Genomic DNA, 26,309 nt, shown 5'->3' on the forward strand with positions numbered 1-26,309 from the left:
CGCCGTCGGCAGCTGGATCAGATCCCGTAAATGTAAATGATTATCAAAACCTTTACAATTCGCATCGTCCAGACACTCGAGACAGATACAGAAACGGCCACCCGAAGGCGGCCGTTGGTGTGTTGCCGGAAGCGGGGCGCAGGCTTACAACGCCTGCATTTCCTCGTTCCTGTTGCGCTTTTCCTGCGGCGGCAACGGCGTTTCAGCCGGGCGCGCCACGGTCGCCGGAATGGCGGGAGGCTGGGACACGTCGGCCGGCACGTCCAGGAACGGCAGCTTCAGCGTCTGGCTGGTGAGCGTGCGGATTTCGTTGGTCAGCGCCGGGCTCTCGTTGAGCTTGCGGCCGTAGGACGGCACGATCTCGCGCAGGCGGGCTTCCCAGCCGGCCTTCATCTCTTCCGGGAAGGCCTTGGCCATCAGGTCGAGCATGATCGGTGGCGAGGTCGAGGCACCCGGCGACGCGCCCAGCAGGGCGGCCAGGGTGTGGTCCCTGTCGGTCACGATCTCGGTGCCGAACTGCAGCAGCGGGCCCTTTTCCGGGTCGTTCTTGATGATCTGCACGCGCTGTCCGGCGGTGACCAGGGTCCAGTCCTCGCGCTTGGCGTTGGGGTAGTACTTGACCAGCTCGGCCTGGCGGTCATCGTCGTTCAACTGGGCCTGGCTCATCAGGTACTTCACCAGGTCCAGGTTGTCCGCGCCCACGTTCAGCATCGGCGCCACGTTGTTGTGGGTGACCGACGAATACAGGTCGAACCACGAGCCGTGCTTGAGGAACTTGGTGCTGTACAACGCGAACGGTCCGAACAGAACCACCGGCTTGCCATCCAGTTTGCGCGAATCCAGGTGCGGCACCGACATCGGCGGCGAACCGGTTTCGGCCATGCCGTAGGCCTTGACCCCGTGGCGCGAGGCGATTGCCGGGTTCTTGAAGGCAAGGAACTGGCCACCGACCGGGAAACCGCCGTAGTTCTTCGACTCCGGGATGCCCGACAGCTGCAACAGCTTCAGCGCGGCGCCACCGGCACCGATGAAGACGAAGCGCGCGTGGGTGGTGCTCTCGTTGCCGGACTTGAGGTCCTTGAAGGTCACGTTCCAGGTCTTGTCGTCGTTCTGGCGCAGCGCACTCACTTCATGACCCAGGTGCAGGCCGAAGTTCGGGTTGCGCTTGAGCCCGTCGGTGAGCTGGCGGGTGATCACGCCGAAGTTGACGTCGGTGCCCAGCGGCATCCAGGTCGCGGCAACCTTCTGGTTCGGGTCGCGACCTTCCATCAGCAGCGGGGCCCATGCCTTGATCTGCGCGGGATCTTCGGAGTACTGCATGCCGTAGAACAGCGGATTCTTCACCATTGCCTGCTGGCGCTTGCGCAGGAAATTGATGTTTTCATCGCCCCACACGAAGCTCATGTGCGGGGTGGCGTTGATGAAATCGCTCGGCTGGCTCAGGCGGCCCTGGCGCACCTGGTGCGACCAGAACTGGCGCGAGATCTCGAACTGTTCGGCGATGCCGACCGCGCGCTTGGTCTCGATGCTGCCATCGGGCAGCTCAGGCGTGTAGTTCAACTCGGCGAATGCCGAGTGCCCGGTGCCGGCATTGTTCCAGCCGTCCGAGCTCTCCTTGGCCACGCCGTCGAGCCGCTCGTAGATCTGGATGTTCCAGTCCGGCTGCAGTTCCTGCAGGTAGGTGGCCAGGGTGACGCTCATGATGCCAGCGCCGACCAGCACCACATCGACGGGTTTTTCGTTGCTTGCCGCCGGCACCGAGCGTGTGGTGAGCGGCCAGTACAGGAACAGTACCGACGACACCAACAGCAGCACGAGCAGGGCGACTAAAGCCTTGCCAAATTTCTTCATGGGAGTGATTCGTTTGGGGAGGGAATCAGGATGCGTGCCAGCCACATAGGCAGTGTGAAAACACGTCAACCAGCGCGTGAACTGCGTCGGATGAGGCCGGTCACGGCGTCCAGTGGGCTTATTTTACCCGGTTGTGGTCCTGATTTGGTGCGACGCAGCATTCCGTGGGAGCCGCACTGTTAGACGTCCCTCGCCGAGGGGCCTTGATGGTTCATCGCTTGCGGCGGATCAGCGCGGTCGAAGCCCCCAGCACCGCCCGCGTCAGCAGGGCCATGGTCTGCACATCGCCCTTCCAGTGCTGCCAGTACAAAGGCACGTCTTCCCAGGCGCGCTGGCGCACGTAGACCAGGCGCCCGGCGTCCAGGTGGCGCTTGACCAGCGGCAGCGGGTTCATGGTCCAGCCGAGCCCGCCGAGGTTGGCCTGCACGAAGGCGCGGGTGGAGGGAATCCACCAGGTAGGCGCCGTGTTGGGTACTTCCACCCCGGCCATGCGGCGGGCAAAACGCGCCTGCATGTCGTCCTTGCGGTTGAATACCAGCACCGGCGCCTGGGCCAGCGCCTGCGCGCTCACCCCTTTGCCGAAATGGCGGTCGCGGAATTCCGGGGTACAGGTGGCCGCGTAGCGGATGCTGCCCAAGGCATGGATCTGGCAGCCCTGCACCGGCTCGTCCAGCGTGGTCACCGCGCCCAGCACCGTGCCCTGGCGCAGCAGTTCGACGGTGTGGTCCTGGTCTTCCACGCGCAGGTCCAGGGTGGTGCCGGTGACCTGGGCGAACTGCTGGGCGGCCTGCGGGAACCAGGTTTCCAGGCTGTCATGGTTGACCGCCACCGGAATGCTGGCCTGCGGCAGGTCCTCGTCGGCCAGCCCCATGCGGTGCAGTGCATCGTGTTCCAGCAGGGCGGTCTGCTCGGCCAGCTGCACCAGCACCTGGCCTTCGGCGGTCGCGGTAGCCGGTGCGCCACGCTTCACCAGCAGCCGGCCGACGCGGTCTTCCAGTGCTTTGACCCGCTGGGACACGGCCGATGCGGTGACATTGAGCGCCTGCGCGGCGCGCTCGAAGCTGCCTTCGCGGATGACCGCAGCGAGGGCGCGGAGCTGGGCATGGTCGACGCGCATGGCGATTAAGTTCCGCTAAAGAGGCTTAAGGAAGTTTAGCTTTTCTTGAGATTGGTGCAACGCGACAATACACCCCGTACCCGGTGCTGTCCGCCTTCGCGAGGCACCGCCCCCTGCTCCACGAGGTGTTCCCATGTTCTCGATCATTTCCGCCGGCACCGGCCTTGCGGCCTGGTTCAGTGGTGCCGCCACCGGCATCGGCCTGTTCGCCGTGGTCGGCGCGCAGAGCGCCTTCATCCTGCGCCAAGGCATCCTGCGCAAGCACATCGTGCCGGTCGTGGCGACCTGCGCGGCGATCGATGCGGTGTTCATCTTCGCCAGCGTGGCCGGGCTGCGCACCCTCATCCAGGCCGCGCCGTGGCTGACCAGCGCCGTGCTGTGGACCGGCGTGGCGTTCCTGGCGTGGTACGCGCTGAAGTCGGCGCGGCGCGCGATCGCCGGCGGCGGTGGCATGGGCGAGGCCGAAAGCGATGACGGCAGCCGCCGTGCCGTGCTGATGGCCGCGGTCGGCTTTTCGCTGATCAACCCGCACTTCTGGCTGGACATGATGGTGATCGGCTCCATCGCTGAAAACTTCGGCAACGACCGCATGGCTTACGCGGCCGGCGTGGTCACCGCCAGCTGCCTGTGGCTGACCGCGCAGGGCCTTGGCGCCCGCCTGCTGGCGCCGCTGTTCAACAAGCCAGGCACGTGGCGGGTGCTGGACGGCACCATCGCGGTGATCCTGAGCATCCTCGCGCTGACCCTGGCGGTGCGTGGCGTGAACTGATTCCACTCTCCAAGGTGGGGTGTACAGGGCGGCGTCGGAAACGGTGCCGCCTTTTTTTCAGGTTTTCCTGATTCCCAATTCGTTCACCTCCTGTTTACAATCGCCCGGTCGCGGACATGGTGTCCGCAGGGGGCGGGATAAGGATGCGCAAGACGATACGGGCGGCGATGATCGCCGCGATGGCCCTGCCGATGATGGCAACGGCAGCAGACGTGGACCTGGACACGTTCCTCAAGCGCGACAGCTTCACCGATCTAAAACTGTCGCCGAACGGCGACTACTACGCGGCAACCATTCCGCTGGAGAAGTCGACCGCCGTCGCCATCCTGCGCGTGGCCGACAGCCAGATCGTGGGGCGCTTCGTGCCGCCGGAGAACAACCATGCCGCGCGTTTCGACTGGGTCAGCGATGACCGGGTGTTGATCGAACTGGGCCAGAAGTTCGGTTCGCTGGACGAGCCGCAGCGCACCGGTGAGCTGTATTCCCTGCGTGCCAACACCACCAGCGGTGAGCTGCTGGTCGGCTACCGGGTGACCGGCGGCAACACCGGCACGCGCATTTCCGGCAAGAAGGCCGAGGCCGTCGCGGCGTTCCTCAGCGATGACCTGCCCAACGATGACAAGCACGTGTTGATCGCGGTGACTTCGTTCAACGGCGACCCGTACACGCGCCTGGAGCGGATGGACGTGACCAGTGGGCGCCGCATCCCGGTGACCCGCTCGCCGGTGCAGCGTGCCGACTTCACCACCGATGCCGAAGGCAATGCGCGCTTCGCGCTGGGTGCCGGTTCGGACAACGTCAACAAGCTGTTCTACCGCGACCGCAACAATGAAAACTGGAAGCTGGTCAACGACGAGGCGGTATCCAAGCGGATCGAGCGCGCGATCGGTTTCTCCGCCGACGGTGCGTTGGCCTACCTCAACGTGGAACAGCCTGCGGGACCGGACAAGATCGTCAGCTGGAATCCGGCCAGCGGCGAGCGCAAGGACCTGCTGCGCGACCCGATGGTCGACCCGGCGCGGTTGATCTACCGGCCGGGCACCGCGGTGCCGGTGGGCGCGCTGTTCCTCGGCGATACGCCGCGCACCCGCTTCTTCGACGAGGCCTCTGCCGACGCCAAGCTGTACCGCAGCCTGGAATCGGCCTTCGGCGGGGACGCGGTCTTCATCACGTCCAGCACGCGCGACAGCAACAAGGTCCTGGTGGAGACGTTCTCCGGCCGCAATCCCGGTGATTTCTTCATCTACGACCAGAAGGCGAAGGCGGCCCAGCACGTGGTCAGCCGCAGCACCTGGATCGACCCGGCACAGACCGCGCCGATCCGCGCGATCACCGTCAAGGCACGTGACGGTTTGCCGCTGCACGGCTTCCTGACCACCCCGCACGGGCGTGAGGCGAAGAACCTGCCGATGGTGGTGCTGCCCCACGGCGGGCCGTTCGGCATCTTCGAAGATGGGACCTACGACAGCCAGGCGCAGATGCTGGCCAGTGCCGGGTATGCCGTGCTGCAGATGAACTTCCGCGGTTCCGGCAATTACGGCCGTGCGTTCGAACAGGCCGGCGCCCAGCAGTGGGGCATGGCGATGCAGGACGACCTGACCGATGCAACCCGCTGGGCGATCAGCGAAGGCGTCGCCAACAAGGCGAAGATCTGCGTCTACGGCGCCAGCTACGGCGCCTATGCAGCGTTGATGGGCGCGGCGAAGGAACCTGGCCTGTACCGCTGCGCCGCCGGGTACGTGGGGGTCTATGACCTGCCGATGATGCACAGCCGTGGCGACATCCAGCAACGGATGTCCGGGGAGACCTACCTGCGCGAATGGATCGGCCCGGCCGACAAGGTGTCCGATGTATCGCCGGTCAACCTGGCCGCGCAGATCAAGGTGCCGGTGTTCCTGGCGGCCGGTCGCGAAGACCAGCGTGCCCCGGTGCAGCACACCGAACGCATGGAAGCGGCACTGAAAAAGGCCGGCGTACCGGTGGAGAGCCTGTATTACCCGCGCGAAGGGCATGGCTTCTACGTCGATGCCAACCGCCGCGAATACTACGGCAAGCTGCTGGCGTTCCTGTCGCAGAACCTCGGCGGCGACAAGGCCGCCGCGCCGAAGCCGGCCGCACCGTGAAAAAGGGGACGGAGGGAATTAATCTCGATTAATTCCCTCCGTCCCCATTTTTTCTTACTTCACTCCGTGCATCATGCGGCGAAGCAGGGGGGCGGTGGCGAAGGCAAGCACGGCGCAGCCCAGACCGATCCACATCAGCAGCCAGAACAGGTGGGCGTAGCTGGCCGAGGCGCTCACCAGGTCCAGCGTTTCGCCTTCGGGCACTTCGATGGCGGCCAGCTTGCCGAAAAGCGCGGCCAGCGTTTCAGAGAACGCTGTGGCCAGGAACCAGGTGCCCATCATCAGGCTGACCACGCGCGGCACCGCCAACTGGGTGACCGCCGACAGACCCACCGGGGACAGGCACATCTCGCCACTGGCCAGCAGGAAGTAGGCCAGCACCAGCCACCACACACTGGCCATCTGGCCGGTGGCGCCGACCTGCTGCGCGGCCAGCGCCAGCGGCACGAACGACAGTGCGCCCAGCACCAAACCGATCGACGATTTCATCGCCTTGCCCGGTTCGGCACGGCGTCGGTCCAGCCACGCCCACAGCAGCGCGAACAACGGCGCCAGCACCACCAGGAACAAGCCGCCCAGGTAGGTGAGCGAGCCGGCGGTCTGCGGGATGACCAGGCAATCGCGGACCAGCAGCACCAGCATCACCAGCACGATGGCGATGAACATGCGGCGTGGCCACGCCGAGCCGGGCGAGCGGTCGGACAGCCGCGCGCTCACCACGAAGCCCAGCGGCGCCAGCAGCAACGACAGGATCGACCACGGCAACGGGGTGCCGTCGCGGATCACCAGCGCGGGCACGATGTCCTTGGTCAGCAGGCGATCGGTGAAGGTGACCCATGAGCCGTAGCTCTGCTCGTACAGGGTGAAGAACACCAGCGCCATCAGGATCAGCGCCATCAGCGCGATCATCTGCTGGCGCTGCACCGGCGTGCAGCGGGTGCCGGTGAACCAGGCAAACCACAGCAGCACGCCTCCCAGCACCACCAGCATCAGCATCAGCGCGAGGCTGATTTCACCGCCGAGTGCGAAGGCGCCGTTGCCGGCGGCCCACATCAGCCAGGCCACCGGCAGCACCGCCAGCACCGCGCCGGCGTAGATCAGCCATTCCCGCGGCAGGCCCAGCACGCGTTCGCGCAGCGAAGCCGGATCACGCGGTTCGGCGTGCCCGTGCAGGTACTTCTGCCCCCACAGGAACATGCCCAGCCCGACCAGCATGCCGATGCCGGCCGCGCCGAAGCCGTACTTCCAGCCGTAGGCTTCACCGAGGAAGCCGCACACCAGCGAAGCGAACAGGGCGCCCAGGTTGATGCCGGCGTAGAACAGCGAGAAACCCGAATCGCGGCGCGGATCGTCTTCGGCGTACAGCTTGCCGACGATGGTGGAGATGTTCGGCTTCAGGAAGCCCACCCCCATGATGATCAGCGCCAGCGACAGGTATGTGATCGTCAACGCACCGGTATCGCGCACCACCTGTCCGTTTTCCAGATAGGCCGCGTGCCCTTCGAAGGCCATGCCGAGGTGGCCGAGCACCAGCAGCACGCCGCCGAACAGCACCGCCCGGCGCATCCCCAGCCAGCGGTCGGCCAGCATCCCGCCGAACACCGGGATGCAGTACACCAGCCCGCCGTAGGCACCGAGCAGGTCCAGCCCGGCCTTGTCGCCGAACAGGTGGTACTTGGTGAGGTACAGCAGCAGCAGCGCCTTCATCCCGTAGAAGGAGAAGCGCTCCCACATTTCGGTGAAGAAGCAGACGTAGACGCCCTTGGGGTGGCCCAGGAAGTCGTCATTGGCAGCGATGGCGGTCATCGGTTCGGGGGCAGACAATGAAGCCGGCGATTATGCGGTCAGAACTCAGTGGATGCGCGAAAAGTGCCAGCCGTCCTTACAGATAGCGCAGCCAGGCGATATCCCGACGGCGTGCCTTGAGCGCGGCGAAGGCCCGGGTCGGCAGGTACAGCAGCAGCGCCAGGGCGATGCTGATCAACAGCAGCGCGGCCACCGATTCCACCGCGAACAGCGCGCCGTTGGTCGGCCCCCACAGCGCCAGCGCGGCCAGGTACATCAGCTTCAGCACATACAGGTGCAGCAGGTAGAAGAACATCGGCGCCGCACCGATCCGGGCCAGCGGCTGCAGCGCGGCGGCCACGGCAGGCACTTCGTACAGGCGCAGCAGCAGCAGGCCCACGCCGAGGGTGGCCAGGAGGAACAGCAGCGAAGGCGGGTACTTGGTGACGTTGAAAATGCCCATCAGCGTCTGCAGCGTGGTGGGCTGCAACTGCCACGGCGCATCGCCGTAGACATTCAGCGCCCGCAGCAGCATGAACGCCGCCAGCGCGCCCCAGCCGGCCCACAGCAGCCAGCGCTGGCGCTGTGCCGGCGGGCGCGTGGTCGCAAACCACGGGCCCATCAGGTAGCCCAGCACGATCACTCCGATCCACGGCAGCAGGGGGTAGGAGGTGCGCAGGCGCAGCGCATCGCCGAACACGATCCAGTCGCGCTGGTGCAGCACTTTCCACAGCGTGGCCAGCACGCCGTTGCCTTGCACGTGCACGCCATCGAGCAGGTTGTGCCCGGCCACCAGCAGCAGCGCCAGCGGCAACAGCACGCTGCGCGGCAGCCAGGCCAGTCCAGCCAGCGCGATCATGCTCAGGCCGATCACCCAGATCACCTGCAGGTAGATCGTGTCCGGCGGCCACTGGAAGGTCCACGCGAAGTTGACCAGGGTCAGCTCCAGCACCACCAGGAACAGGCCACGCTTGAACAGGAAGCCGGCGATGGCGCGGCGCGGGTCAGCCTGGCGCTGGCCGTACAACCAGGCCGACAGGCCGGTCAGCAGCACGAATACCGGGGCACACAGGTGGGCCAACAGGCGGCAGGCGAACAGGGCAGGGGACACCGTGGTCACGTCCATCGGGTCGCTGACCTGATGCTGCATGAAGAACGTTTCGCGGACGTGGTCGAGCAGCATCAGCAGCATCACGGTGCCGCGCAGCTGGTCGATGGAGGCCAGCCGGGTGGAGACAAAAGGGGGCATGCGGGCGCGCTGGAAGAGGTCTGGAAAGGATATAACATATCATTTCAGCCTCGGCCCGCGCGAGGGCAAGGTGCTGGCGTGCTGGACTTGCCGCAGGCCGGACGCTAGCGTTGCAGGGATTTTTTCGTATCAGGGGCTTCAATGAACAACGTCGCTGCGCCCAAGCAGCTCACGTTCCGCGCGGTGGTGCTTGCCATCGTGTTGGCCGTGGTGCTGTCGGCCGCCAACGCCTACCTGGGCCTGTTCGCAGGCCTGACCATCGCCACCGCGATCCCCGCGGCCGTCATCTCCATGGGCGTGCTGCGCCTGCTGGGCGGTGGCACCATCCTGGAGAACAACATCGTCCAGACCGGTGCCTCGGCCGGCTCGTCGATCGCCGCCGGTGTGATCTTCACCATCCCCGCGCTGGTGATCATGGGCTACTGGCCGGACTTCAAGTACTGGTGGGTGCTGGGCATCGCCGGCCTCGGTGGCCTGCTGGGCGTGCTGTTCTCGGTGCCGCTGCGGCGCTCGATGATCGTTGAAGATCCGCTTCCGTTCCCGGAAGGCAAGGCGGCAGCCGAAGTGCTCAAGGCCGGCGAGAATCCCGGTCCGGGCCTGAAGATCCTCGGCCTGTCCGCGGTGATCGGCGCGGTGGTCAAGGTCGCCGCGGCCAGCGGCATGCGCTTGATCCCCGATGCCTGGGCCACCTCGGCCTACCTGGGCAGTTCGAAGATCACCGCCTTCATCGGCACCAACCTGTCGCCGGCGCTGCTCGGCGTGGGCTACATCGTCGGCCTGAATGTCGGCATCGTGGTGGTGTCCGGCTCGATCCTCACCTGGCACATCGCCATCCCGGTCTACCAGGCGTTCTTCCTGCAGACCGACCCGGCGCTGGCCGCGTCCATCGCCACCGCCTCGTCCACCGATGCGGCGTTCGCCATCTGGGGCGCGAAGATGCGCTACCTCGGCGTCGGCGCGATGCTGATCGGCGGCATCTGGACCCTGTTCTCGCTGCGCAAGTCGCTGCTGAGCGGGGTCAAGAGTGGCTTCGCCGCAGCCCGCAAGAGCACCGGCCCGGCGCTGGCCGAAACCGAGCGGGACCTGCCGATGAAGTGGATGCTGGTGGCCCTGGTGGCCTTCACCCTGCCGCTGCTGGCGCTGTACCAGGCCATCGTCGGCCAGTGGCACGTGTCGATCCCGATGACCATCATCATGATCGTCGCCGGCTTCCTGTTCGTTTCCGTGTCGGCCTACCTGGCCGGCCTGATCGGCTCGTCCAACAACCCGGTTTCGGGCATCACCATCTCCACCATCCTGTTCGCTTCGGCGGTGCTGGTGCTGCTGCTGGGCAAGGATGGCCTGACCCCGGTGGGCGCCTTCGGTGCGCCGCTGGGCGCGGTGGCGGCGATCATGATCGGTGCGGTGGTGTGCTGCGCGGCGGCGGTCGGCGGTGACAACCTGCAGGACCTGAAAGCCGGTTACATCGTCGGCGCCACGCCGTGGAAGCAGCAGCTGATGCTGGGCATCGGCGCGTTTTCCTGCGCGCTGATCATGGCCCCGGTGCTGAACCTGCTGGCCACCGCCTACGGCATCGGCGCACCGACCCCGGAACACCCGAACGCACTGGCGGCCCCGCAGGCCAACCTGATGGCGTCGGTGGCGCGCGGCCTGTTCGGCGGCGAATTGCCATGGAACTTCATCATGATGGGTGCGGTGGTCGGTGCGGCCATCATCACCCTGGATGAGTGGCTGAAGAAGACCGGCAAGCGCTTCCGCGTGCCGGTGCTGGCTGCCGCGATCGGCATCTACCTGCCCCTGGAACTGATGGTGCCGATCTTCCTCGGTGGCCTGATTTCCTACCTGGTGGAGCGCTTCCACAAGGTGCGTGCCGATGACGAAGAAGGCCGCGACCGCGTGCACAAGCCGGGCGTGCTGTTCGCCGCCGGCCTGATCACCGGCGAAGCCCTGATGGGTATCGCCATTGCGGTGCCGATCGTGGTCAGCGGCCGCGCCGACGTGCTGGCGGTGCCGTTCACGCTGCCGGCCGCGCAGTGGATCGGCCTGGCCGTGCTGTTCCTGGTCGGCTGGCTGATCTACCGCACTGGCAAGAAGGCCAACGCCGGCTGATCAGCATGGCGGGAAGCAGGGAAGCGCCGGGCCGGGCCCGGCGTTTTCCGGTCCGCCGGCATGACCGATGGCCTTGGCACGCTGCCGTGCCGGGGCCTACCATCGACGTTTTGCCGTCCCGCGGAGTACCCGATGAAACTGCGTCATGCCTTGTTGCCGTTGAGCCTGCTCGCGGCGCTGCCGTCCGTGGCTGCTGCCCGCGGCCTCGATGTCCGCGACCTGATCGCGTTGGACCGCGTTTCCTCGCCGGTGCTGACCGCCGATGGCGGCAGCGTGGTGTTCGCCAAGCGCAGCGTGGACAACGAACAGAAGGCCAGCAATGCGCTGTTCGTGCGCAACCTGCGCACCCGCGATGCCGCACCGCCCAGGCAGCTGACCCCGAGCGGCTGGAACGTCAACTCCCCTTCGTTGTCGGCCGATGGCCGCACCGTGTACTTCCTCAGCGCCAGGAACGGCAGCCAGCAGCTGTACGCGCAGGGCATGGACGGCACCACGCCGCGCCAGCTGACCGATTTCCCGGTGGACGTGGACAGTTACCACGTGTCTCCGCAGGACGACCGCGTGCTGTTCAGCGCCGGCGTCTTCCAGGACTGCGGTTCGGACCTGGCCTGCACCGAAAAGAAGCTGGCTGCGATCAAGGGCACCAAGGCCAGCGGCCAGGTGTTCGATTCGATGTTCGTGCGCCACTGGGACACCTGGAACGATGGCCGCCGCAACACCCTGTTCGTGGCGCCGCTGCCGACCGGCAAGGCCGCCGGGGTGAAGGGCGCCTCCGCGCTCAGCGCCACCCTGGCCGGCGACGCGCCGTCCAAGCCGTTCGGTGGCAATGATGATTTCGCCTGGTCGCCGGATGGCAGCAGCGTAGTCGCCAGCATTCGCGTGGCCGGCCGCGAAGAACCGTGGTCCACCAACTTCGACCTGTACCGGTTCGATGCGGCAGGCAAGCAGGCACCGGTCAACCTGACCGCCACCAACCCGGCCTGGGATGCCGGCCCGGTGTTCAGCGCCGACGGCAAGACCCTGTTCTACCGCGCGATGAAGCGCCCGGGCTTCGAAGCGGACCGCTTCGGTTTGATGGCGATGGACCTGGCCAGCGGCAAGACCCGCGAGATCGCTGCGGACTGGGATCGTTCGGCCGGCGGCATCGTGCTGTCCGCCGATGGCAGCACGATCTACACCACCGCCGATGAGCTGGGCGAACATCCGTTGTTCGCCGTGGACGTGGCCAGTGGCAAGGTCGACAAGCTGATCGGCGATGGCAGCGTGACCGCCGTGGACGTGGCCGGCAACAGCGTGGCCATCACCCGCAACAGCCTGAAGAGCAACGACCAGGTGCTGGTCGGCATGCTGCCGGCCGCCGGCCAGCCGATCGGCGAGCTGCGCGCGCTGACCCCCGCAGCCGGTGACGTGCTGAAGGACGTGTCCTTCGGTGACTACGAACAGTTCGAGTTCAAGGGCTGGAACAACGACACCGTGCATGGCTACGTGGTCAAGCCGCACGACTATCAGGAAGGCAGGCAGTACCCGGTGGCGTTCCTGATCCACGGTGGCCCGCAGGGCAGCTTCGGCAATGGCTGGAGCTACCGCTGGAATCCGCAGACCTATACCGGCCAGGGCTACGCGGTGGTGATGATCGACTTCCACGGTTCCACCGGCTACGGCCAGGCGTTCACCGATGCGATCAGCCAGCACTGGGGCGACCGTCCGCTGGAAGACCTGCAGAAGGGCTGGGATGCGGCGCTGAAGCAGTATGCGTTCCTGGACGGCGACAAGGCCTGCGCGCTCGGCGCCAGCTACGGCGGCTTCATGGTCAACTGGATCGCCGGCAACTGGAACAGCCCGTTCAAGTGCCTGGTCAACCACGATGGTGTGTTCGACCAGCGCATGATGGGCTATGCCACCGAAGAGCTGTGGTTCACCGAGTGGGAGCAGGGCGGTACGCCGTTCGCCAAGCCGGCCAACTATGAGAAGTTCAACCCGGTCAACCATGTCGCGGACTGGAAGAAGCCGATCCTGATCATCCACGGCCAGCTCGATTACCGCATCCCGGTCGAGCAGGGCCTGGCGGCGTTCACCGCCGCGCAGCGGCAGGGCATCGACTCCAAATTCCTGTACTTCCCGGATGAGAACCACTGGGTGCTGAAGCCGGCCAACAGCGTGCTGTGGCATGACACGGTGAACGCCTGGTTGAAGCAGCACATCGGCCAGTAAGCCGCGTTGAAGCGCCGCCCCCGGGGCGGCGCTTTTGGTTTCCGTAGCGCCGCGCCCTGCTCGGCGTCATTTTTACACCGCTGCGCTCGCCGGGCATGGCGCGGCGCTACCCCTGGGTTGGCATGGTCTCGACTCCCTTGATCCAGAACGACATCGTCGTCTTCGGCCTGATCGCCGCCACCCTCGGTGCCGTGTTCTGGACCGCGTCGCGCCAGCAGGGGCCGTGGAAGCGCTTCTATGCATTCGTGCCGGCGCTGCTGCTGTGCTACCTGTTGCCCGGCATCTACAACACGGTCGGGTTGATCGATGGCCAGAACACCCGGCTGTACAACCCGATCGCGCGTGACGTGCTGCTGCCGGCGGCACTGGTACTGCTGACCCTGGCGGTGGACATCAAGGCGATCCTGCGGCTGGGCCCGAAGCTGGTGCTGATGTACCTGGGTGCTTCGGCCAGCATCATGCTCGGTGCGGTGGTGGCGTTCCTGCTGATGCGCGCGCTGCATCCGGAAACCGTGGCCGGCGACACCTGGGCCGGCATGGCGGCGCTGGCCGGCAGCTGGATCGGCGGCGGTGCCAACATGCTGGCGATGCGCGAAGTGTTCGACGTCGATGCGACCACCTTCGGCCAGTTCGCGGTGGTGGACGTGGGCGTGGGCTATGTGTGGATGGCGGTGCTGATCTTCCTCGCCGGTCGCTCGGCGAAGATCGATGCACGCAGCGGCGCCGATACCTCCGCGATCGATGCGTTGAAGGAGCGGATCGCGCGGTTCCAGGCCGAGCACGAGCGCATTCCCACCCTGACCGATCTGATGTCGATCGTGGCGGTGGCCTTCGGCGGTGTCGGCCTGGCGCACGCCATCGGTGCTCCGCTGGCGGCGTGGTTCAAGCTGCATGTCAGCTGGGCCGCGCAGTTCAGCTTGGACGCGCCGTTCGTGTGGGTGGTGGTGTTGTCGACCACGCTGGGCCTGGGCCTGAGTTTCACCCGCGCGCGCACGCTGGAGGGCGTGGGCGCCTCGCGGGTGGGCTCGCTGTTGCTGTACTTCCTGATTGCCTGCATCGGCATGCAGATGGATCTGGTGGCGCTGCTGGATCGTCCGTGGTTGTTCGCGCTGGGCTTGATCTGGATCGCGGTGCACATCGTGCTGTTGTGGCTGCTGGCCAAGCTGCTGCACGTGCCGTTCTTCTACTTCGCCATCGGTTCGCAGAGCAACATCGGCGGGCCGGCATCGGCGCCGGTGGTGGCTGCGGCGTTCCATCCAGCGCTGGCGCCGGTGGGCGTGCTGCTGGGCACGATGGGGTATGCGACCGGCACGTACCTGGCGTACGTGGTGGGAATCACGTTGCGGGCGTTGGCGGGGCAGTAGTTTTTTGTCTGTTGTAGTGGGAGGTGGGCGGTGGGGGCAGGCAGGACCCGCCGCAAGTACGTCCATGTAGGCTTGTTTACGCCCATCCATGGGCTCCAACAGTCCTGCCTGCCCCCACCGCCACCTCCCCGCCGGCATCGCGCCGGGGAGGGGAAAAGAAAAAAGCAGAAGCAGGTAGCGCCGAGCCGTGCTCGGCGGAGCCCATCCGTGGCCGTCAGCAAAGAGCCGCCGAGCATGGCTCGGCGCTACCGCTCTTGCTCTTCTTTTCCCCCAACGGTCGCGCTGAGCTGGCAGGCGCGGGTGGGGCAGGTTGCACGGGACACTGAGCCGCAGGGATGCGGCGACGTAGCCTACACGGACGTACTTGCGGCGCGTCCCGTGCAAGCTGGCCCGCCCGCGCGCTCGCAGCCCACGTAACTCGAAGCACAGCTCAGCCGACCAACAACCCCCGCTCGACCAACCACGCGCGCGCGTCTTCCGCGTCGTGCTCGAACCACGCCTGCGTGGAGCCCAACCGGTACGTGTACCCCCACGCATCCATGTCCGCCATCAGCTGCGCGCTGCCCACCCCCGGCAGCTCCGCCGCCAGCACGATCTGCAGGTAACAGGTCGCATCTTCTTCGGGCACCGAATCGGTGGCGTCGGTATGCACCAGCGCACGCCGCTCCGGCGGCAGCACGATCAGGTGGCAGGCTTCGTGCAGCATCGAATGCACGGGTGTGTCATCGCGTACGTAGACATCGCTGGCGATGATGCCCGCTTCGGGCTCGCCCCAGTAACTGCCGGGAATCGGCGCCCCGGCGGCCACGTGGTGCAGGTGCAGGCCATGCCCGGACAGCAGGCGCGCGGCATCGTCGAAGGCGATGTCGCCAACGCGGGTGACCGATGGTTCGGGGGCGGGTTCGTTCATGGCATCGAGCAGAAACCCCGCCCGCGGCTGGCGCGGGCAGGGCAGGGGATCAGGGCTTTTCAGGCCCTTCCGGCAAGGCGACGGAGATATCCAGCACGTCGTGCTGCCCGTCCTTGACCAGGTCGACCTTGACCGCATCGACATCGATGTTGACGTACTTGCGGATCACTTCCAGCAGCTCGCGCTGCATCAGCGGCAGGTAATCGGGACCGCCGCGATGGCTGCGCTCCTGCGCGATGATGATCTGCAGGCGGTTCTTCGCTGTCTCGGCGGTGGTCTTCTTGGCTTTCAGGAAATCGAACAGGCCCATGCTTACCCTCCGAACAGCTTGCTGAAGAAGCCCTTCTTCTCCACGGCGGTGAAGCGCATCGGGCGGTCTTCGCCCATGATGCGCGCGACGGCATCGTCATAGGCCTGGCCGGCCGGTGACTCGCCGTCCAGGATGACCGGTTCGCCCTTGTTGGAGGCATTGAGCACATCGCCGGATTCGGGGATCACGCCGATGGCCTTCAGGCCCAGCACTTCTTCCACGTCGGTGATGCTCAGCATCTCGCCGGCTTCCACGCGCACCGGGGTGTAGCGGGTCAGCAGCAGGAAGGCCGGCACGTCATGGCCGTTCTCGGCCTTGTGGGTCTTCGAATCCAGCAGGCCGATGATGCGGTCGGAGTCGCGCACCGAAGACACTTCCGGGTTCACCACCACCACGGCGCGGTCGGCGAAATACATGGCCAGGAACGCGCCCTTTTCAATGCCGGCCGGCGAATCGCAGATGACATATTCAAAGCCATCGGCGGCCAGGTCCTTCAGGACCTTGCCCACGCCTTCCTGGGTCAGCGCATCCTTGTCGCGGGTCTGCGAGGCAGCCAGCACGTACAGGTTGTCAAAGCGCTTGTCCTTGATCAGGGCCTGCTTGAGGGTGGCTTCGCCGTGCACGACGTTGACGAAGTCGTACACCACGCGGCGCTCGCAGCCCATGATGAGGTCGAGGTTGCGCAGGCCGACGTCGAAGTCGATCACCGCCACCTTCTTGCCACGACGTGCCAGGCCGCAGGCAAGGCTTGCGCTGGTGGTGGTCTTGCCGACGCCGCCCTTGCCGGAGGTGACTACGATGATTTCAGCCAAAGGACTTCTCCTGCTCTTGTTCTGGTTGGGGCTGCGACAAAGTCAATCCAGCGCAGCGATCTTGATCTGGTCCTGTTCCAGCCAGACCTGCACGGCCTTGCCGCGCAGGTTGTCCGGTACATCGTCCAATACCTTGTAGTGGCCGGCAATGGCCACCAGTTCGGCATGGAAATCGCGGCAGAAAATACGCGCCGCGGTATTGCCCTGGGCACCGGCCAGCGCGCGTCCGCGCAGGGTGCCGTAAATATGGATGCTGCCATCGGCGATCACTTCGGCGCCCGCGCCGACCGTGCCCATCACCGTGAGGTCGCAGTTTTCAGCGTACAGCTGCTGGCCCGAACGCACGTTGGCCAGCTGCATGCGGCCCGGCTTGGGGGCTTCACCCGGGGCCGGCGCGGCGGCCAGTGCGGCGACAGCGGGCGCGGCGCGGCGCGGTTCGCGCGCAGGAGCCGCCGGGGGCGCTGCACGCGGCGGGGCCGGCTCGGCGTCTGCACGTTCGTACTGTGCGCGGAACTTGGCCAGCAGCGGCAGGCCCAGCTGCTGGGACAGCAGTTCGATCTCCGAGGTGCCGTAGGCCAGCGCCACCGGCAGCACGCCGGCGCCACGCAGCCCGTCCAGCAGCGCCTTGGCGCTGGCCACGTCCGGGGTGCGGCTCAGGCCGCCGAAATCAAGGATCACCGCCGCGCGTCCGAACAGCTTGGGCGCGCGGTTGACCCGCTCGTTCATTTCCTGCACCAGGCGCTCCACATCCATCGTGCGGATGCGCAGGTTGGCGATACCTACCTGGCCGATCTTCAGTTCACCGGCCTGTTCGTAATCCATGTTCACCGCCACCTCAAGTACCCGTCGACTGCTGGGCGGGGGAGGGCCGTTGCCGGCCACGCGCCCATGCCACGTCCGGCAGCTTGTCGCCGTAGGTGTCACTTACCCAGGCATAGCTGCACAGTTCCTTGGCCAGCATGCTGGCGCGGACATCCACGTGCGGCATGGTGTTCTGGCCCAGTTCGCGGAAGCCGAAACTGCCGTGGAAAAGCAGCGCCGCATCGGCGCCATGGTCCTGGAAGACCTCGCAGGTCATCTGCGGATAACGCAGTTCGGCATAGCTCTGCGCGTCGGCGTAGAACGCCCGGCCCACGCCACCACCGCGGCGGCGGCTGGCCACCACGATGCGGTCGATATAGAAGAAGCTGCTGGGCAGCTGCTGCTTGAACCAGGCGAAGTTGCTGCTGTCGTGCTGGCTTTCACTGCCGAACCCGATCAGGAACCCGGCCAGGTTGCCGTCGCGCTCGGCGACGCGGAAATACTCGGCGGTTTCATAGAACAGGTGCAGCCGGTGCGCGTCCAACGGCAGGATCGCCAGACCGGCGTTGTTGTTCAAGGCCAGGACGGAATCGAGCTCATGCTCGCGCACGTCGCGGATGACAATCGACATTGAGACTCCGTGGGGTGGTGCATGCTGCCCGTTGCCGGGCCCTTCCCACTGATTATTGCATGGGGGGGACGCTGCCGGGGGAAACCGGGGCATGACTTCCGTGGGAGTGACGCAGGCCAGGTTCAGCCTAAGATGCAGGGATGTTGGGAGCCCTCAGTCATACCCGTGTCCTCCGTCTGGCTGGCCTGTTCACCTGGGTCATGGTCGGTCTTCCCCTGGTTTACTCGCAGATCGAGAACCTGCGTCGGCCGGCCAGCGACAACGGCGGGGCGGTGCTGTTGTTCGCCGCCTACCTGGTATTCGGTGGGGCCTACTTCCGGCTGACCCGCGACCTGCGCAGCGGGGGCCATGCCAGCTGGCTTGATCGCGGCATGCTGGTGCTGCTGACCATTTCCGCGCTGGGGGTGAGCTTCCTCAGCGGTTCAGGGCTCGGCAGCATCCTGATGATGGTGGCAGCCGGGGTGATTCCGTGGATGCTGCCGGCCCGCTATGGGGTGCTGTGGCTGCTGGTCAGCCAGCTGGCGGTGGCCCCTGTCTACTACGTACTGCTGAGGTTTCCGTTGTTCGAAGCGGTCATGCAGTCGCTGCTGTATGGCGGCTTTTCCATGTTCATCTTCGTGACCAGCCTGGTCGCGCGGCAGCAGACCGACGCCCGCGAAGAGCAGCGACAGCTCAATACCGAACTGCGCGCCACCCGCGTGCTGCTTGCTGAAAGTGCGCGGGTCAACGAGCGCACGCGGATCTCCCGCGAACTGCACGACCTGCTGGGCCATCACCTGACCGCGCTCAGCCTGAACCTGGAAGTGGCCGGCCACATCACCGAGGGCCGGGCCCAGGAGCACGTGCACCAGGCGCATACCCTGGCCAAGCTGCTGCTCACCGACGTGCGCGAGGCGGTCAGCCAGCTGCGCGACAGCGGGGCGATCGACCTGGCGGCGGCGCTGCGCCCGTTGACCCAGCGCGTGCCCTCGCTGGACGTCCACCTGGACGTGCCCAGTCCGCTGAACGTGGAAGACCCCGAGCGGGCCCACGTGCTGCTGCGCTGCACCCAGGAAATCATCACCAATGCGGTGCGCCACGCCGGCGCGCGCAACCTGTGGATCACCGTCCGCCGCGAAGCCGGCGGGGTCAGCCTGGAGGCGCGTGACGATGGAAACGGCGCTGATGGCATCATGGTGGGCAACGGCCTGCGCGGAATGCGCGAGCGCCTGCAACAATGTGGTGGCGAGCTGCAGATTGAAACCCACCGGGGACAGGGCTTCCGCCTGCGTGCCTCGGTTCCTGGTGTCCCGGCGTTGGCGCTGAGCACCGCACCTGAAGGAGTTCGTTGATGATTCGCGTCTGCCTGGTCGACGACCAAACCCTGGTGCGGCAGGGGATCCGCTCACTGCTGGCGTTGGACGATGGCATCGAGGTGATCGCCGAGGCGGCGGATGGGCGCCAGGCCGTGGAGATCATTCCGCAGGTCAAGCCGGACGTGGTGCTGATGGACATGCGCATGCCCGCCATGTCCGGGCTGGAGGCATTGCAGATGCTGTCCAAGCTGGAGCAGCTGCCGCCGACCATCATCCTGACCACCTTCGACGACGACCAGCTGGTGCTGGCCGGGCTGAAGGCCGGCGCCAAGGGCTACCTGCTCAAGGACGTGACCCTGGACCAGCTGGTGGGGGCCATCCGCACCGTGTCCGAAGGCGGTTCGCTGGTGCAGCCGGCGGTGACCCAGCGGCTGCTGTCCGGGCTGGAGCACATGCGCAACGAGTTCGTCAGCCTGGACCGCCCGGATCCGCTGACCGACCGCGAAACCGAGATCCTGCGGCTGATGGCCAGTGGTTTCTCCAACAAGGAAATCGCCAATTCGCTGGGCGTGGCCGAGGGCACGATCAAGAACCACGTGTCCAATATCCTGTCCAAACTGGGCGTGCGCGACCGGACCCGTGCCGTGCTCAAGGCATTCGAGCTCCAATTGGTCTGAAAATCGTTCAACGGCGGGGGTTTACCGATAATATGGACCGGTAACCTCCGTCTGCCCCCTACTGGTGGGTGGCCCATGTGCGCTACCCTTCGGCCCCTTGTCTGTACAAATCGGTTGTCGACGCGGAAACCGGTGGTCCAAACCAGATCAACAAAGCCAACGAAGCTGCTAGGATTGGCGCTTCGCTTCACTCAACCCGGCCGTGGGATCGGCCCCGGAGACTTCTGAATGACCCGTATTATCGAGTTCCTGATCGCCTTGGGGATCGTGGCTGGCCTGTTCGTCATCATTGGCGTGGTCCTCCCGGGCGAGCGCCATATTTCGGAAAGCATCGAGACCAACCGCAAGATGACGATCGTGTACGACACGGTCAACAGCCTGCGTCGCTTCAAGGATTGGAACCCCCTCCTGCTGCGTGATCCCGCTACCGACCTGAAGTTCTCCGGCCCGGCTGCCGGCGTCGGCGCCACCCTGGACTACACGTCCAAGGACCTGGGCAACGGCACCTGGAAGATCACCGAGAGCGAGCAGAACAAGCGCGTCGCCATCGCCATCGAAGACGCCACCAAGGGTCATGACAAGACGACTGCCTTCATCCTGGAGCCGACCGGCAAGGATGGCCGCAACGTCAAGATCACCCAGGAATACAACGTCAAGTATGGCTTCGACCTGTTCGGTCGTTACGCCGGCCTGTACGTCAGCCGCCACATCGGTGACGACCTGAAGATGGGTCTGTCGCGCATGGCGAACATGCTGGCCACCGTGCCGAACGTGGACTACCGCACCGCCGAAGCACCGCTGAACGACCTGGGCATCGTCGATGTCCCGGCCGAAGACCTGCTGGTGGTCACTGCGGGCAACGTGGATCGTGGCGAAGCCACCATCACCAAGTCCATCGCTGACAACCAGGAATGGATCAAGCGCGTGATGGAGGCCAACGACCTCGAAGCCGTCGGCCCGTTCCGCATCATCACCACCGATTTCGGTGCCGAGAAGTACGCCTTCGACGTCGCCCAGCCGGTGAAGAAGAAGGGTAGCGAAGGCGTGCCGGCCGAAGAGCTGGCGGTCAAGATCGATGGTGGCGCCCCGGTGAAGTACGTCCGCGTTGCTCCGCACCGTTCGGCCCATGCGACCTACACCGGTCACGTGGCTGGCCTGGACGTTGCCCGCAATGCACTGCGCGCATGGTCGGTGACCGGCGGCAACGAAGTGATCGACCGTCCGTACGAAACCTGGAATGGTGGCGTGCAGAAGTCCTTCACTCCGGAAGGCACGTATGACATCTACTGGGCCGTCAAGTAAACCTGGACGGCTGATGTAACGTAGAAAACAAAAAACGCGCCGCATCTTGCGGCGCGTTTTTTTTTGGCACGACTGGAGGGAGTGGACATGTTTGCGATTGATCGACGCGCACGCAGGCCTTCGTTGCTGGCCTGCCTCGGTGCGCTGCTGGCAGCGGCTTCCATCGGCCTGTCCGCCTATGCCTCGCACGGGGGCGGCGAACCGCTGGCCCAGCAGCACCTCAACATGGCCGCGCTGTATGCCTTCGCCCACGGCGCGGTGCTGGCGGCGTTGGGGCCGCGCGCCACGGCCACGTTCGGTCGGCTGGCGCTGTACGTGATCCTGTTCGGCACGCTGCTGTTCGCTGGCAGCCTGGCTGGCAATGCGTTGTGGCAGTGGTCCACGCGGCTGGCGCCGGTGGGTGGCATGGCGCTGATGCTGGGTTGGGTGCTGGTGGCCATCGATGCGCTGAGGCGCTGAGCCATGCCCCGCTTCGCGCGTGGTTTCGACGTGGGGCAGGCGCACGACTGGCTCGCCCGACGTGACCGCCGGCTGGCGGCGTGGATGCGCCGCCTCGGTCCGTTGCCGACGCCGCAGGGGTGGCGCAAACCGTTTGATCCCGTCGATGCGCTGGCACGGGCGATCCTTTTCCAGCAGCTCAGCGGCAAGGCCGCCTCGACGATCGTGGGGCGGGTGGAGGCGGCCATCGGCAGTACCCGGCTGCATGCGGACACGCTGGGCCGTATCGACGACGTCGCGCTGCGTGCATGCGGGGTATCGGGCAACAAGACACTGGCGCTGCGGGACCTGGCGCTGCGCGAAGCGGCCGGGGATATTCCCAGCCTGCGGCGGATGGCGGTGATGGAACACGAGGCGATCATCCAGGCGCTGGTGCCGGTGCGTGGCATCGGCCGCTGGACGGTGGAGATGATGCTGATGTTCCGGCTGGGCCGCCCGGACATCCTGCCGCTGGATGACCTGGGCATCCGCAAGGGCGCCCAGCGCGTGGACAAGGCCGAACTGATGCCAACGCCGAAGGCGCTCGCCCTGCGCGGTGAAAAGTGGGCGCCTTACCGCACCTACGCCAGCCTGTACCTGTGGCGCATCGCCGATTTCACCGAAGGCCCGGCCATCAAGACCAACCGCTCCCAGGACTGACCAACCCCGTAGTGACGGGCGTTGGTAGTCACGCTCTTAGCCCTTGGTGGGTGACGACCGCAGTCGTCACGCTCTTAGCCGTTGGTGGGTGACGACCGTTGGTCGTCACGCTCTTCAGCTCCCGCACCAACGCCAATGCCACGGCTCATGCACGATCCCATGCGGATTCCCGCGCGGATAACTCATCCGGAACCCATGCCCCCCAGCGTGTTCCTGCAGCCACGCGAACGCTCTGGTCTCTTCAAACGACGCCTCGGCCGGCGGATCGCCGGGCGTGCCGATGTCCAGCGCCATTCCGCTATGGTGCTCGCTGAAACCGGGCGCGGCATTGACCTTCAGGATCTCCGCCACGCGCTGCCCGCGGGCCAGCTTCCGCTCGAAGATTCCCAGCTGGTAATCGTGGCTGCGGTAACCGGAAATCGCGTCCAGCGTGATGCCTTCACGTGCCGCCTGCAGGCGCATGCGCCGCCACGCCTGCGCTGCACCGCGACGCAGCCACAGCGGCCGGCCGAAGCGGTCGCGCCCGGCAAAATGCAGCAGCACCGGCTCGGCTTCCAGTGCCAGGCCGGTGTCGGCGGCATACGCATCGGCGTCCAGTCCCAGCTGCTGCAGGCGCTCATGCAGGCCGTGGGGGGAGAGCAGCCGCTGCTCCAGCGGCCCGCTGCCGCGTTGCGGGTTCAGCCAGGACAGCGCGTCCAGTGCCTCGGCGGCACCGGGTTCCTGTGGCAGGTGTGGAATCAGCGAGTGCACGCCGTGGTCGAAGATGGCAGCCAGGTAGCGGCCATCGCGCTTGCGTCGCAGCACCCAACGGGCACGTGCCAGCAGGCGAGCATCGGCGTTGCCACGGGCGCGCAGCAGCGCGGCCGGCCACGCTTCGATGGCGTCGGTATTGAGCAGCAGGGGCAGGGATCTGGACATGCGCCCAGCTTAGCGCGGTCGGCCCGGAGGCGTGGCGGCCCGGCGCAGCGCGTCCAACAGCGATTGCGGTTCGGCCAGGCTCAGCAACAGGGTCGGTCCGTCGCGCACCGGAATCACCAGCACGCGGTGCACGTCGGTCACCAGCGCAAAACCCTTGCCGCCGCCGTGCAGGCGATAGTGGCCGGAGTGGAAGCCCGGCATGCCGTAGGCGTTGATCTTGTGGCGCAGGCCATGCCGCTGGTCCTGTTTGAGGTCGACCACGGCGGCGTTCGGCAGGTCCATCTGCTGCACCGGGGTGCGCTTTCGGTAGAACGTGGAATGGACGCTCAGCGTGTTGCCATCCAGCTCCACCCGGCGCCGGTAGAACAGCCAGCACAGCAGCACGGTCAGCAGCGCGGCGATGGCCAGGCTCCACGCCGCGCTGCCGTGCAGGGTGAAGTAGGGCGGGGTAAGCGTGACCGCGAACGGCATCGCGCCGGCTTCGGCAGGCTGCCGCAGCGGATAGAAGGTGAGGCCGACGAACAGCAGCAGCGGCGCGATGATCCACAGCAGCCGCAGTGGCGAGCCATCACTGACCGCGAAGCGGCGGGGATCACTGCCGCCGCTCATCGCTGCGCCTCTATCCAGCGTGCGGCGTCGTCGATCAGCTGCGGATCGACCTGCCCGGGCTGGGTGTACTCCTTCAGCGAACCGGGGCCGCTGCCGGCGATCCCGATATGGTTCAACGACGGGTAGCGCTTCCACTGCACATCGCTGCGCCCCTGCAGTGCCGCCTGCCAGAGCGTCCAGTCGGTGTCGGGTATCTGGAAATCGCGGCCGCCGTGCAGCATCAGTAGCGGCTTGCGCAGGGCCTTGGCATCGGCACGTGCGTCCACCGCTTCAATGCTCTTCCAGAAGTGCTGCGGCACCCCCAACGGCAGCGCGCTGGCGGCGGCCGGTGTGGCGCTGCGCGCCGCGGCGATCTGCGTATCGAGGGTGTCCAGGAACGCCTGTTCCGCCGCGCTGATGCTGCCATCCAGGTTCAACAGGTAGCGGTTCTGTTCGGGCAGCAGGTCCAGCAGGGTGCGCGCGGGTGCGGACCACAGGATCGCCCCGCGTGCCTGCGGCCAGCGCGTGGCGATGCGGGGCGCGAGCATGCCGCCTTGGCTGTGTCCAAGCACGAACACACGCTGGCCATCGATGCGCGGATCCGCAGCGAGTGCGGTCAACGCGGCGACTGCATCGTCGGTGGTTTCGTGGTCCACATCGAACGGCTGCTGGAAATCCTGCGGCCGCGCCTTGCTGCGCTTGTCATAACGCAGTACGGCAATGCCATGCGCGGCCAAGCCCCGCGCGATGTCCAGGAACGGCCGGTTCGCGCCGATGGTTTCATCGCGATCCTGCGGGCCGGATCCGTGCACCAGCACCACGGCCGGGAACGGGCCCTTGCCGTTGGGCAGGGCCAGCGTGCCCGGCAACGCGCCGCGTGCCTGCGGCACGCTGAAATCCAGCTCGCGGTAGTTCGCATCGGCCGATGGCGGAGCCGCCTTTTCGACCGCTGCCGGGCGCAGCAGCAGGCCGGCGACCCGGTCCTGTGCATCCACTGCGACCTGCGCGTTGACCGCCGCGGCGGCAAAGCGCAACGGCACCTCCACCAGATGCATGCCCTGCTGCTCGCTCACCGTCGGCTGGCCGCGCTGCTGCAGCTCGCCCAATGAATTCCACAGAACCTGCAGACGATCAGCCGGGGCGGCAGCGGCCATCGCCGGGGTCAGCATGGCGGCGGTGTCCTGCACGCGGCCGGCCTGAAGGTGGTCCAGCAATTGCGTGGCCACCTGCGCCGGTTCGGCGGCGCTGGCGATCCCGGCCAGCAGCGAAAGCGTGGTGGCAACCATCATGCGCGGCGCGCGCCTGCCCAGGTTCCTGTTCATTCCTTGCTCTCCTGCGAGGGGGTGGGTTTCGGCAGCCGTCCGGCCTTGCGCAATGCATCGCGCAGCATGTATTCGATCTGGGCGTTGAGGCTGCGCAGCTCGTCGTCGGCCCAGCGCTGCGTCGCGGCCAGGACATCGGCGTTGATGCGCAGTGGATAGGCTTTCTTCTCGCTCATGGATACTCCTGGATCAACGGCTGGTTGCGGCCCGCGGCCGGCAGGACACCGTCATGCCGGCTCAGTACAAGGAGCCGGCGTTGACCACCGGCTGCGTGCCGCGGTCGGAACACAGCACGGTCAGCAGGTTGCTCACCATGTGCGCCTTGCGCTCTTCGTCCAGCTGCACCACGCCGTTCTTCTGCAGTTCGGCCAGCGCCATTTCCACCATGCCCACCGCGCCGGCGACGATCCGCGTGCGGGCGGCGATCACCGCATTGGCCTGCTGGCGCTGCAGCATGGCCTGGGCGATTTCCGCAGCGTAGGCGAGGTGGCTGATGCGCGCGTCGATGATCTGCACGCCGGCATCGGCCAGGCGTTCGGCCAGTTCGTTCCTCAGGTGCAGCGAAATCTCGCTGGCATGGCTGCGCAGGGCCAGCTGGCCTTCTTCGTGCTGGTCATACGGATAGCTGGTGGCCATCGCACGCAGCGCGGACTCGGACTGGATATGCACGAAGCTCTCGTAGTCATCCACGTTGTAGACCGCCTCGGAGGCGTCCACCACCTGCCACACGATCACCGCGGCGATCTCGATCGGGCTGCCATCCAGCTCGTTGACCTTCAGCTTGCCGCTTTCGAAATTGCGCACGCGCTGGCTGACCCGGCGCTTGGAAAAGAACGGGTTGTTCCAGCGCAGGCCGTTGTCCTTGACCGTGCCGACGTACTTGCCGAACAGGCTCAGCACCGCGGCCTGGTTGGGTTGCACGGTGTACAGGCCGGCCAATGACAGCAGGGCCAGAAGCATCACCAGAACGCAGCCCAGCAGCAGCATCGGGCTGGGGCGCATCCCGTTGGCGCCGCTGGCGCCGGCCA

General features: G+C 66.3%; 24 protein-coding genes. 10 read left to right on the forward strand and 14 right to left on the reverse strand.

The annotated features are described in order from the left end of the window. Nucleotides 1–144 precede the first annotated feature (144 nt). Both mqo and ACI2JH_RS11235 read right to left on the reverse strand, forming a co-directional pair. Nucleotides 145–1,851, reverse strand: a complete 1,707-nt coding sequence (gene mqo / locus ACI2JH_RS11230; protein ID WP_404736220.1) for a malate dehydrogenase (quinone) — start codon at nucleotides 1,849–1,851, stop codon at nucleotides 145–147. Between the two features lie 211 nt (nucleotides 1,852–2,062). Next, entirely contained in the window at nucleotides 2,063–2,968 is a 906-nt protein-coding gene (locus ACI2JH_RS11235) for a LysR family transcriptional regulator ArgP (protein ID WP_182655885.1), read from the reverse strand. Between the two features lie 133 nt (nucleotides 2,969–3,101). On the opposite strand from ACI2JH_RS11235, the gene ACI2JH_RS11240 reads away from it, so the two are divergent. Together ACI2JH_RS11240 and ACI2JH_RS11245 are read left to right on the forward strand one after the other, a co-directional pair. Next, nucleotides 3,102–3,737 carry a LysE/ArgO family amino acid transporter gene (locus tag ACI2JH_RS11240; protein ID WP_101098271.1) on the forward strand — a complete coding sequence of 212 codons (636 nt, stop codon included), beginning with the start codon at nucleotides 3,102–3,104 and terminating at the stop codon, nucleotides 3,735–3,737. A gap of 143 nt (nucleotides 3,738–3,880) precedes the next feature. Next, entirely contained in the window at nucleotides 3,881–5,860 is a 1,980-nt protein-coding gene (locus ACI2JH_RS11245; RefSeq protein ID WP_404736221.1) for an alpha/beta hydrolase family protein, read from the forward strand. 54 nt (nucleotides 5,861–5,914) lie between these two features. Here ACI2JH_RS11245 and ACI2JH_RS11250 read toward each other — a convergent pair whose 3' ends face one another. Together ACI2JH_RS11250 and ACI2JH_RS11255 are read right to left on the reverse strand one after the other, a co-directional pair. Continuing rightward, nucleotides 5,915–7,666, reverse strand: coding sequence for an oligopeptide:H+ symporter (locus tag ACI2JH_RS11250; protein ID WP_349999161.1), 1,752 nt, complete (start codon nucleotides 7,664–7,666; stop codon nucleotides 5,915–5,917). 76 nt (nucleotides 7,667–7,742) lie between these two features. Continuing rightward, nucleotides 7,743–8,894: a DUF1624 domain-containing protein gene (locus ACI2JH_RS11255; RefSeq protein WP_404736222.1), complete on the reverse strand. Its 1,152-nt coding sequence runs from the start codon at nucleotides 8,892–8,894 to the stop codon at nucleotides 7,743–7,745. 141 nt (nucleotides 8,895–9,035) lie between these two features. Between ACI2JH_RS11255 and ACI2JH_RS11260 the strand changes: the two genes are divergently transcribed. From ACI2JH_RS11260 to ACI2JH_RS11270, 3 genes are all read left to right on the forward strand, one after another. After that, a complete protein-coding gene (locus tag ACI2JH_RS11260; protein WP_404736223.1) occupies nucleotides 9,036–11,003 on the forward strand; it encodes an OPT family oligopeptide transporter in 1,968 nt (655 codons plus the stop codon). Nucleotides 11,004–11,135: 132 nt separating this feature from the next. Continuing rightward, nucleotides 11,136–13,214, forward strand: coding sequence for a S9 family peptidase (locus ACI2JH_RS11265; protein ID WP_349999162.1), 2,079 nt, complete (start codon nucleotides 11,136–11,138; stop codon nucleotides 13,212–13,214). A 122-nt stretch (nucleotides 13,215–13,336) separates the two neighbouring features. Continuing rightward, nucleotides 13,337–14,578, forward strand: coding sequence for a DUF819 domain-containing protein (locus ACI2JH_RS11270; protein WP_101098277.1), 1,242 nt, complete (start codon nucleotides 13,337–13,339; stop codon nucleotides 14,576–14,578). Between the two features lie 430 nt (nucleotides 14,579–15,008). Here the strand turns inward: ACI2JH_RS11270 and ACI2JH_RS11275 are convergent, their stop codons facing one another. The 5 genes from ACI2JH_RS11275 to ACI2JH_RS11295 are packed head-to-tail and all read right to left on the reverse strand — an operon-like array spanning nucleotide 15,009 to nucleotide 18,042. After that, on the reverse strand, nucleotides 15,009–15,488 hold the full coding sequence (locus ACI2JH_RS11275) for a hypothetical protein (RefSeq protein ID WP_101100193.1): 480 nt from the start codon (nucleotides 15,486–15,488) through the stop codon (nucleotides 15,009–15,011). A gap of 49 nt (nucleotides 15,489–15,537) precedes the next feature. Continuing rightward, entirely contained in the window at nucleotides 15,538–15,798 is a 261-nt protein-coding gene (minE, locus tag ACI2JH_RS11280) for a cell division topological specificity factor MinE (protein WP_042615170.1), read from the reverse strand. A gap of 2 nt (nucleotides 15,799–15,800) precedes the next feature. After that, nucleotides 15,801–16,610 carry a septum site-determining protein MinD gene (gene minD, locus ACI2JH_RS11285; RefSeq protein WP_042615169.1) on the reverse strand — a complete coding sequence of 270 codons (810 nt, stop codon included), beginning with the start codon at nucleotides 16,608–16,610 and terminating at the stop codon, nucleotides 15,801–15,803. A 42-nt stretch (nucleotides 16,611–16,652) separates the two neighbouring features. Beyond that, nucleotides 16,653–17,432, reverse strand: a complete 780-nt coding sequence (minC, locus tag ACI2JH_RS11290) for a septum site-determining protein MinC (protein WP_349999163.1) — start codon at nucleotides 17,430–17,432, stop codon at nucleotides 16,653–16,655. A 13-nt stretch (nucleotides 17,433–17,445) separates the two neighbouring features. Next, on the reverse strand, nucleotides 17,446–18,042 hold the full coding sequence (locus ACI2JH_RS11295; RefSeq protein WP_101100194.1) for a GNAT family N-acetyltransferase: 597 nt from the start codon (nucleotides 18,040–18,042) through the stop codon (nucleotides 17,446–17,448). A gap of 140 nt (nucleotides 18,043–18,182) precedes the next feature. Here ACI2JH_RS11295 and ACI2JH_RS11300 point away from each other — a divergent pair, with 140 nt between their 5' ends. The 5 genes from ACI2JH_RS11300 (at nucleotide 18,183) to ACI2JH_RS11320 (ending at nucleotide 22,453) form a co-directional block, all read left to right on the forward strand. Continuing rightward, nucleotides 18,183–19,373, forward strand: a complete 1,191-nt coding sequence (locus ACI2JH_RS11300; RefSeq protein WP_042615167.1) for a sensor histidine kinase — start codon at nucleotides 18,183–18,185, stop codon at nucleotides 19,371–19,373. Then, a complete protein-coding gene (locus ACI2JH_RS11305; RefSeq protein WP_042615166.1) occupies nucleotides 19,373–20,014 on the forward strand; it encodes a response regulator transcription factor in 642 nt (213 codons plus the stop codon). Before ACI2JH_RS11300 ends, ACI2JH_RS11305 begins: the two co-directional genes overlap by 1 nt. 228 nt (nucleotides 20,015–20,242) lie before the next feature. Next, complete coding sequence (locus ACI2JH_RS11310; RefSeq protein WP_404736224.1) at nucleotides 20,243–21,316, forward strand: polyketide cyclase; 1,074 nt, start codon at nucleotides 20,243–20,245, stop codon at nucleotides 21,314–21,316. Nucleotides 21,317–21,403: 87 nt separating this feature from the next. After that, nucleotides 21,404–21,775, forward strand: a complete 372-nt coding sequence (locus ACI2JH_RS11315) for a DUF423 domain-containing protein (RefSeq protein ID WP_404736225.1) — start codon at nucleotides 21,404–21,406, stop codon at nucleotides 21,773–21,775. Nucleotides 21,776–21,778: 3 nt separating this feature from the next. Next, a complete protein-coding gene (locus ACI2JH_RS11320; protein ID WP_404736226.1) occupies nucleotides 21,779–22,453 on the forward strand; it encodes a DNA-3-methyladenine glycosylase family protein in 675 nt (224 codons plus the stop codon). A 114-nt stretch (nucleotides 22,454–22,567) separates the two neighbouring features. On the opposite strand, the gene ACI2JH_RS11325 is transcribed toward ACI2JH_RS11320, so the two are convergent. The 5 genes from ACI2JH_RS11325 to ACI2JH_RS11345 all read right to left on the reverse strand — a co-directional run bounded on the left by ACI2JH_RS11325 (nucleotide 22,568) and on the right by ACI2JH_RS11345 (nucleotide 26,283). After that, the gene (locus tag ACI2JH_RS11325; protein ID WP_404736227.1) at nucleotides 22,568–23,371 is read right to left on the reverse strand and encodes a D-alanyl-D-alanine carboxypeptidase family protein; all 804 of its coding nucleotides are present in this window, start codon (nucleotides 23,369–23,371) and stop codon (nucleotides 22,568–22,570) included. A gap of 9 nt (nucleotides 23,372–23,380) precedes the next feature. Beyond that, entirely contained in the window at nucleotides 23,381–23,980 is a 600-nt protein-coding gene (locus ACI2JH_RS11330) for a PH domain-containing protein (RefSeq protein ID WP_101100199.1), read from the reverse strand. Beyond that, nucleotides 23,977–25,281 (reverse strand): alpha/beta hydrolase family protein, encoded by a 1,305-nt coding sequence (locus ACI2JH_RS11335; protein WP_404736228.1) that lies wholly within the window; start codon nucleotides 25,279–25,281, stop codon nucleotides 23,977–23,979. The genes ACI2JH_RS11330 and ACI2JH_RS11335 overlap by 4 nt, the downstream gene beginning before the upstream one ends. After that, on the reverse strand, nucleotides 25,278–25,457 hold the full coding sequence (locus ACI2JH_RS11340) for a hypothetical protein (RefSeq protein ID WP_057508857.1): 180 nt from the start codon (nucleotides 25,455–25,457) through the stop codon (nucleotides 25,278–25,280). The genes ACI2JH_RS11335 and ACI2JH_RS11340 overlap by 4 nt, the downstream gene beginning before the upstream one ends. Nucleotides 25,458–25,518: 61 nt before the next feature. Further along, nucleotides 25,519–26,283 carry an SPFH domain-containing protein gene (locus tag ACI2JH_RS11345; protein ID WP_372487509.1) on the reverse strand — a complete coding sequence of 255 codons (765 nt, stop codon included), beginning with the start codon at nucleotides 26,281–26,283 and terminating at the stop codon, nucleotides 25,519–25,521. Nucleotides 26,284–26,309 lie beyond the last annotated feature (26 nt).

Origin of the sequence: Stenotrophomonas sp. NPDC078853 (genome assembly GCF_044901215.1) — a bacterium.
In the GTDB taxonomy this organism is placed as follows: Bacteria; Pseudomonadota; Gammaproteobacteria; order Xanthomonadales; family Xanthomonadaceae; genus Stenotrophomonas; species Stenotrophomonas lacuserhaii.

Excerpts from the sequence above, each read along its gene's own strand:
- mqo (WP_404736220.1), bottom strand. The coding sequence starts at position 1,851 with ATGAAGAAATTTGGCAAGGCTTTAGTCGCCCTGCTCGTGCTGCTGTTG.
- ACI2JH_RS11235 (WP_182655885.1), bottom strand. The coding sequence starts at position 2,968 with ATGCGCGTCGACCATGCCCAGCTCCGCGCCCTCGCTGCGGTCATCCGC.
- ACI2JH_RS11240 (WP_101098271.1), top strand. The coding sequence starts at position 3,102 with ATGTTCTCGATCATTTCCGCCGGCACCGGCCTTGCGGCCTGGTTCAGT.
- ACI2JH_RS11245 (WP_404736221.1), top strand. The coding sequence starts at position 3,881 with ATGCGCAAGACGATACGGGCGGCGATGATCGCCGCGATGGCCCTGCCG.
- ACI2JH_RS11250 (WP_349999161.1), bottom strand. The coding sequence starts at position 7,666 with ATGACCGCCATCGCTGCCAATGACGACTTCCTGGGCCACCCCAAGGGC.
- ACI2JH_RS11255 (WP_404736222.1), bottom strand. The coding sequence starts at position 8,894 with ATGCCCCCTTTTGTCTCCACCCGGCTGGCCTCCATCGACCAGCTGCGC.
- ACI2JH_RS11260 (WP_404736223.1), top strand. The coding sequence starts at position 9,036 with ATGAACAACGTCGCTGCGCCCAAGCAGCTCACGTTCCGCGCGGTGGTG.
- ACI2JH_RS11265 (WP_349999162.1), top strand. The coding sequence starts at position 11,136 with ATGAAACTGCGTCATGCCTTGTTGCCGTTGAGCCTGCTCGCGGCGCTG.
- ACI2JH_RS11270 (WP_101098277.1), top strand. The coding sequence starts at position 13,337 with ATGGTCTCGACTCCCTTGATCCAGAACGACATCGTCGTCTTCGGCCTG.
- ACI2JH_RS11275 (WP_101100193.1), bottom strand. The coding sequence starts at position 15,488 with ATGAACGAACCCGCCCCCGAACCATCGGTCACCCGCGTTGGCGACATC.
- minE (WP_042615170.1), bottom strand. The coding sequence starts at position 15,798 with ATGGGCCTGTTCGATTTCCTGAAAGCCAAGAAGACCACCGCCGAGACA.
- minC (WP_349999163.1), bottom strand. The coding sequence starts at position 17,432 with ATGGATTACGAACAGGCCGGTGAACTGAAGATCGGCCAGGTAGGTATC.
- ACI2JH_RS11295 (WP_101100194.1), bottom strand. The coding sequence starts at position 18,042 with ATGTCGATTGTCATCCGCGACGTGCGCGAGCATGAGCTCGATTCCGTC.
- ACI2JH_RS11300 (WP_042615167.1), top strand. The coding sequence starts at position 18,183 with ATGTTGGGAGCCCTCAGTCATACCCGTGTCCTCCGTCTGGCTGGCCTG.
- ACI2JH_RS11305 (WP_042615166.1), top strand. The coding sequence starts at position 19,373 with ATGATTCGCGTCTGCCTGGTCGACGACCAAACCCTGGTGCGGCAGGGG.
- ACI2JH_RS11310 (WP_404736224.1), top strand. The coding sequence starts at position 20,243 with ATGACCCGTATTATCGAGTTCCTGATCGCCTTGGGGATCGTGGCTGGC.
- ACI2JH_RS11315 (WP_404736225.1), top strand. The coding sequence starts at position 21,404 with ATGTTTGCGATTGATCGACGCGCACGCAGGCCTTCGTTGCTGGCCTGC.
- ACI2JH_RS11320 (WP_404736226.1), top strand. The coding sequence starts at position 21,779 with ATGCCCCGCTTCGCGCGTGGTTTCGACGTGGGGCAGGCGCACGACTGG.
- ACI2JH_RS11325 (WP_404736227.1), bottom strand. The coding sequence starts at position 23,371 with ATGTCCAGATCCCTGCCCCTGCTGCTCAATACCGACGCCATCGAAGCG.
- ACI2JH_RS11330 (WP_101100199.1), bottom strand. The coding sequence starts at position 23,980 with ATGAGCGGCGGCAGTGATCCCCGCCGCTTCGCGGTCAGTGATGGCTCG.
- ACI2JH_RS11335 (WP_404736228.1), bottom strand. The coding sequence starts at position 25,281 with ATGAACAGGAACCTGGGCAGGCGCGCGCCGCGCATGATGGTTGCCACC.
- ACI2JH_RS11340 (WP_057508857.1), bottom strand. The coding sequence starts at position 25,457 with ATGAGCGAGAAGAAAGCCTATCCACTGCGCATCAACGCCGATGTCCTG.
- ACI2JH_RS11345 (WP_372487509.1), bottom strand. The coding sequence starts at position 26,283 with ATGCGCCCCAGCCCGATGCTGCTGCTGGGCTGCGTTCTGGTGATGCTT.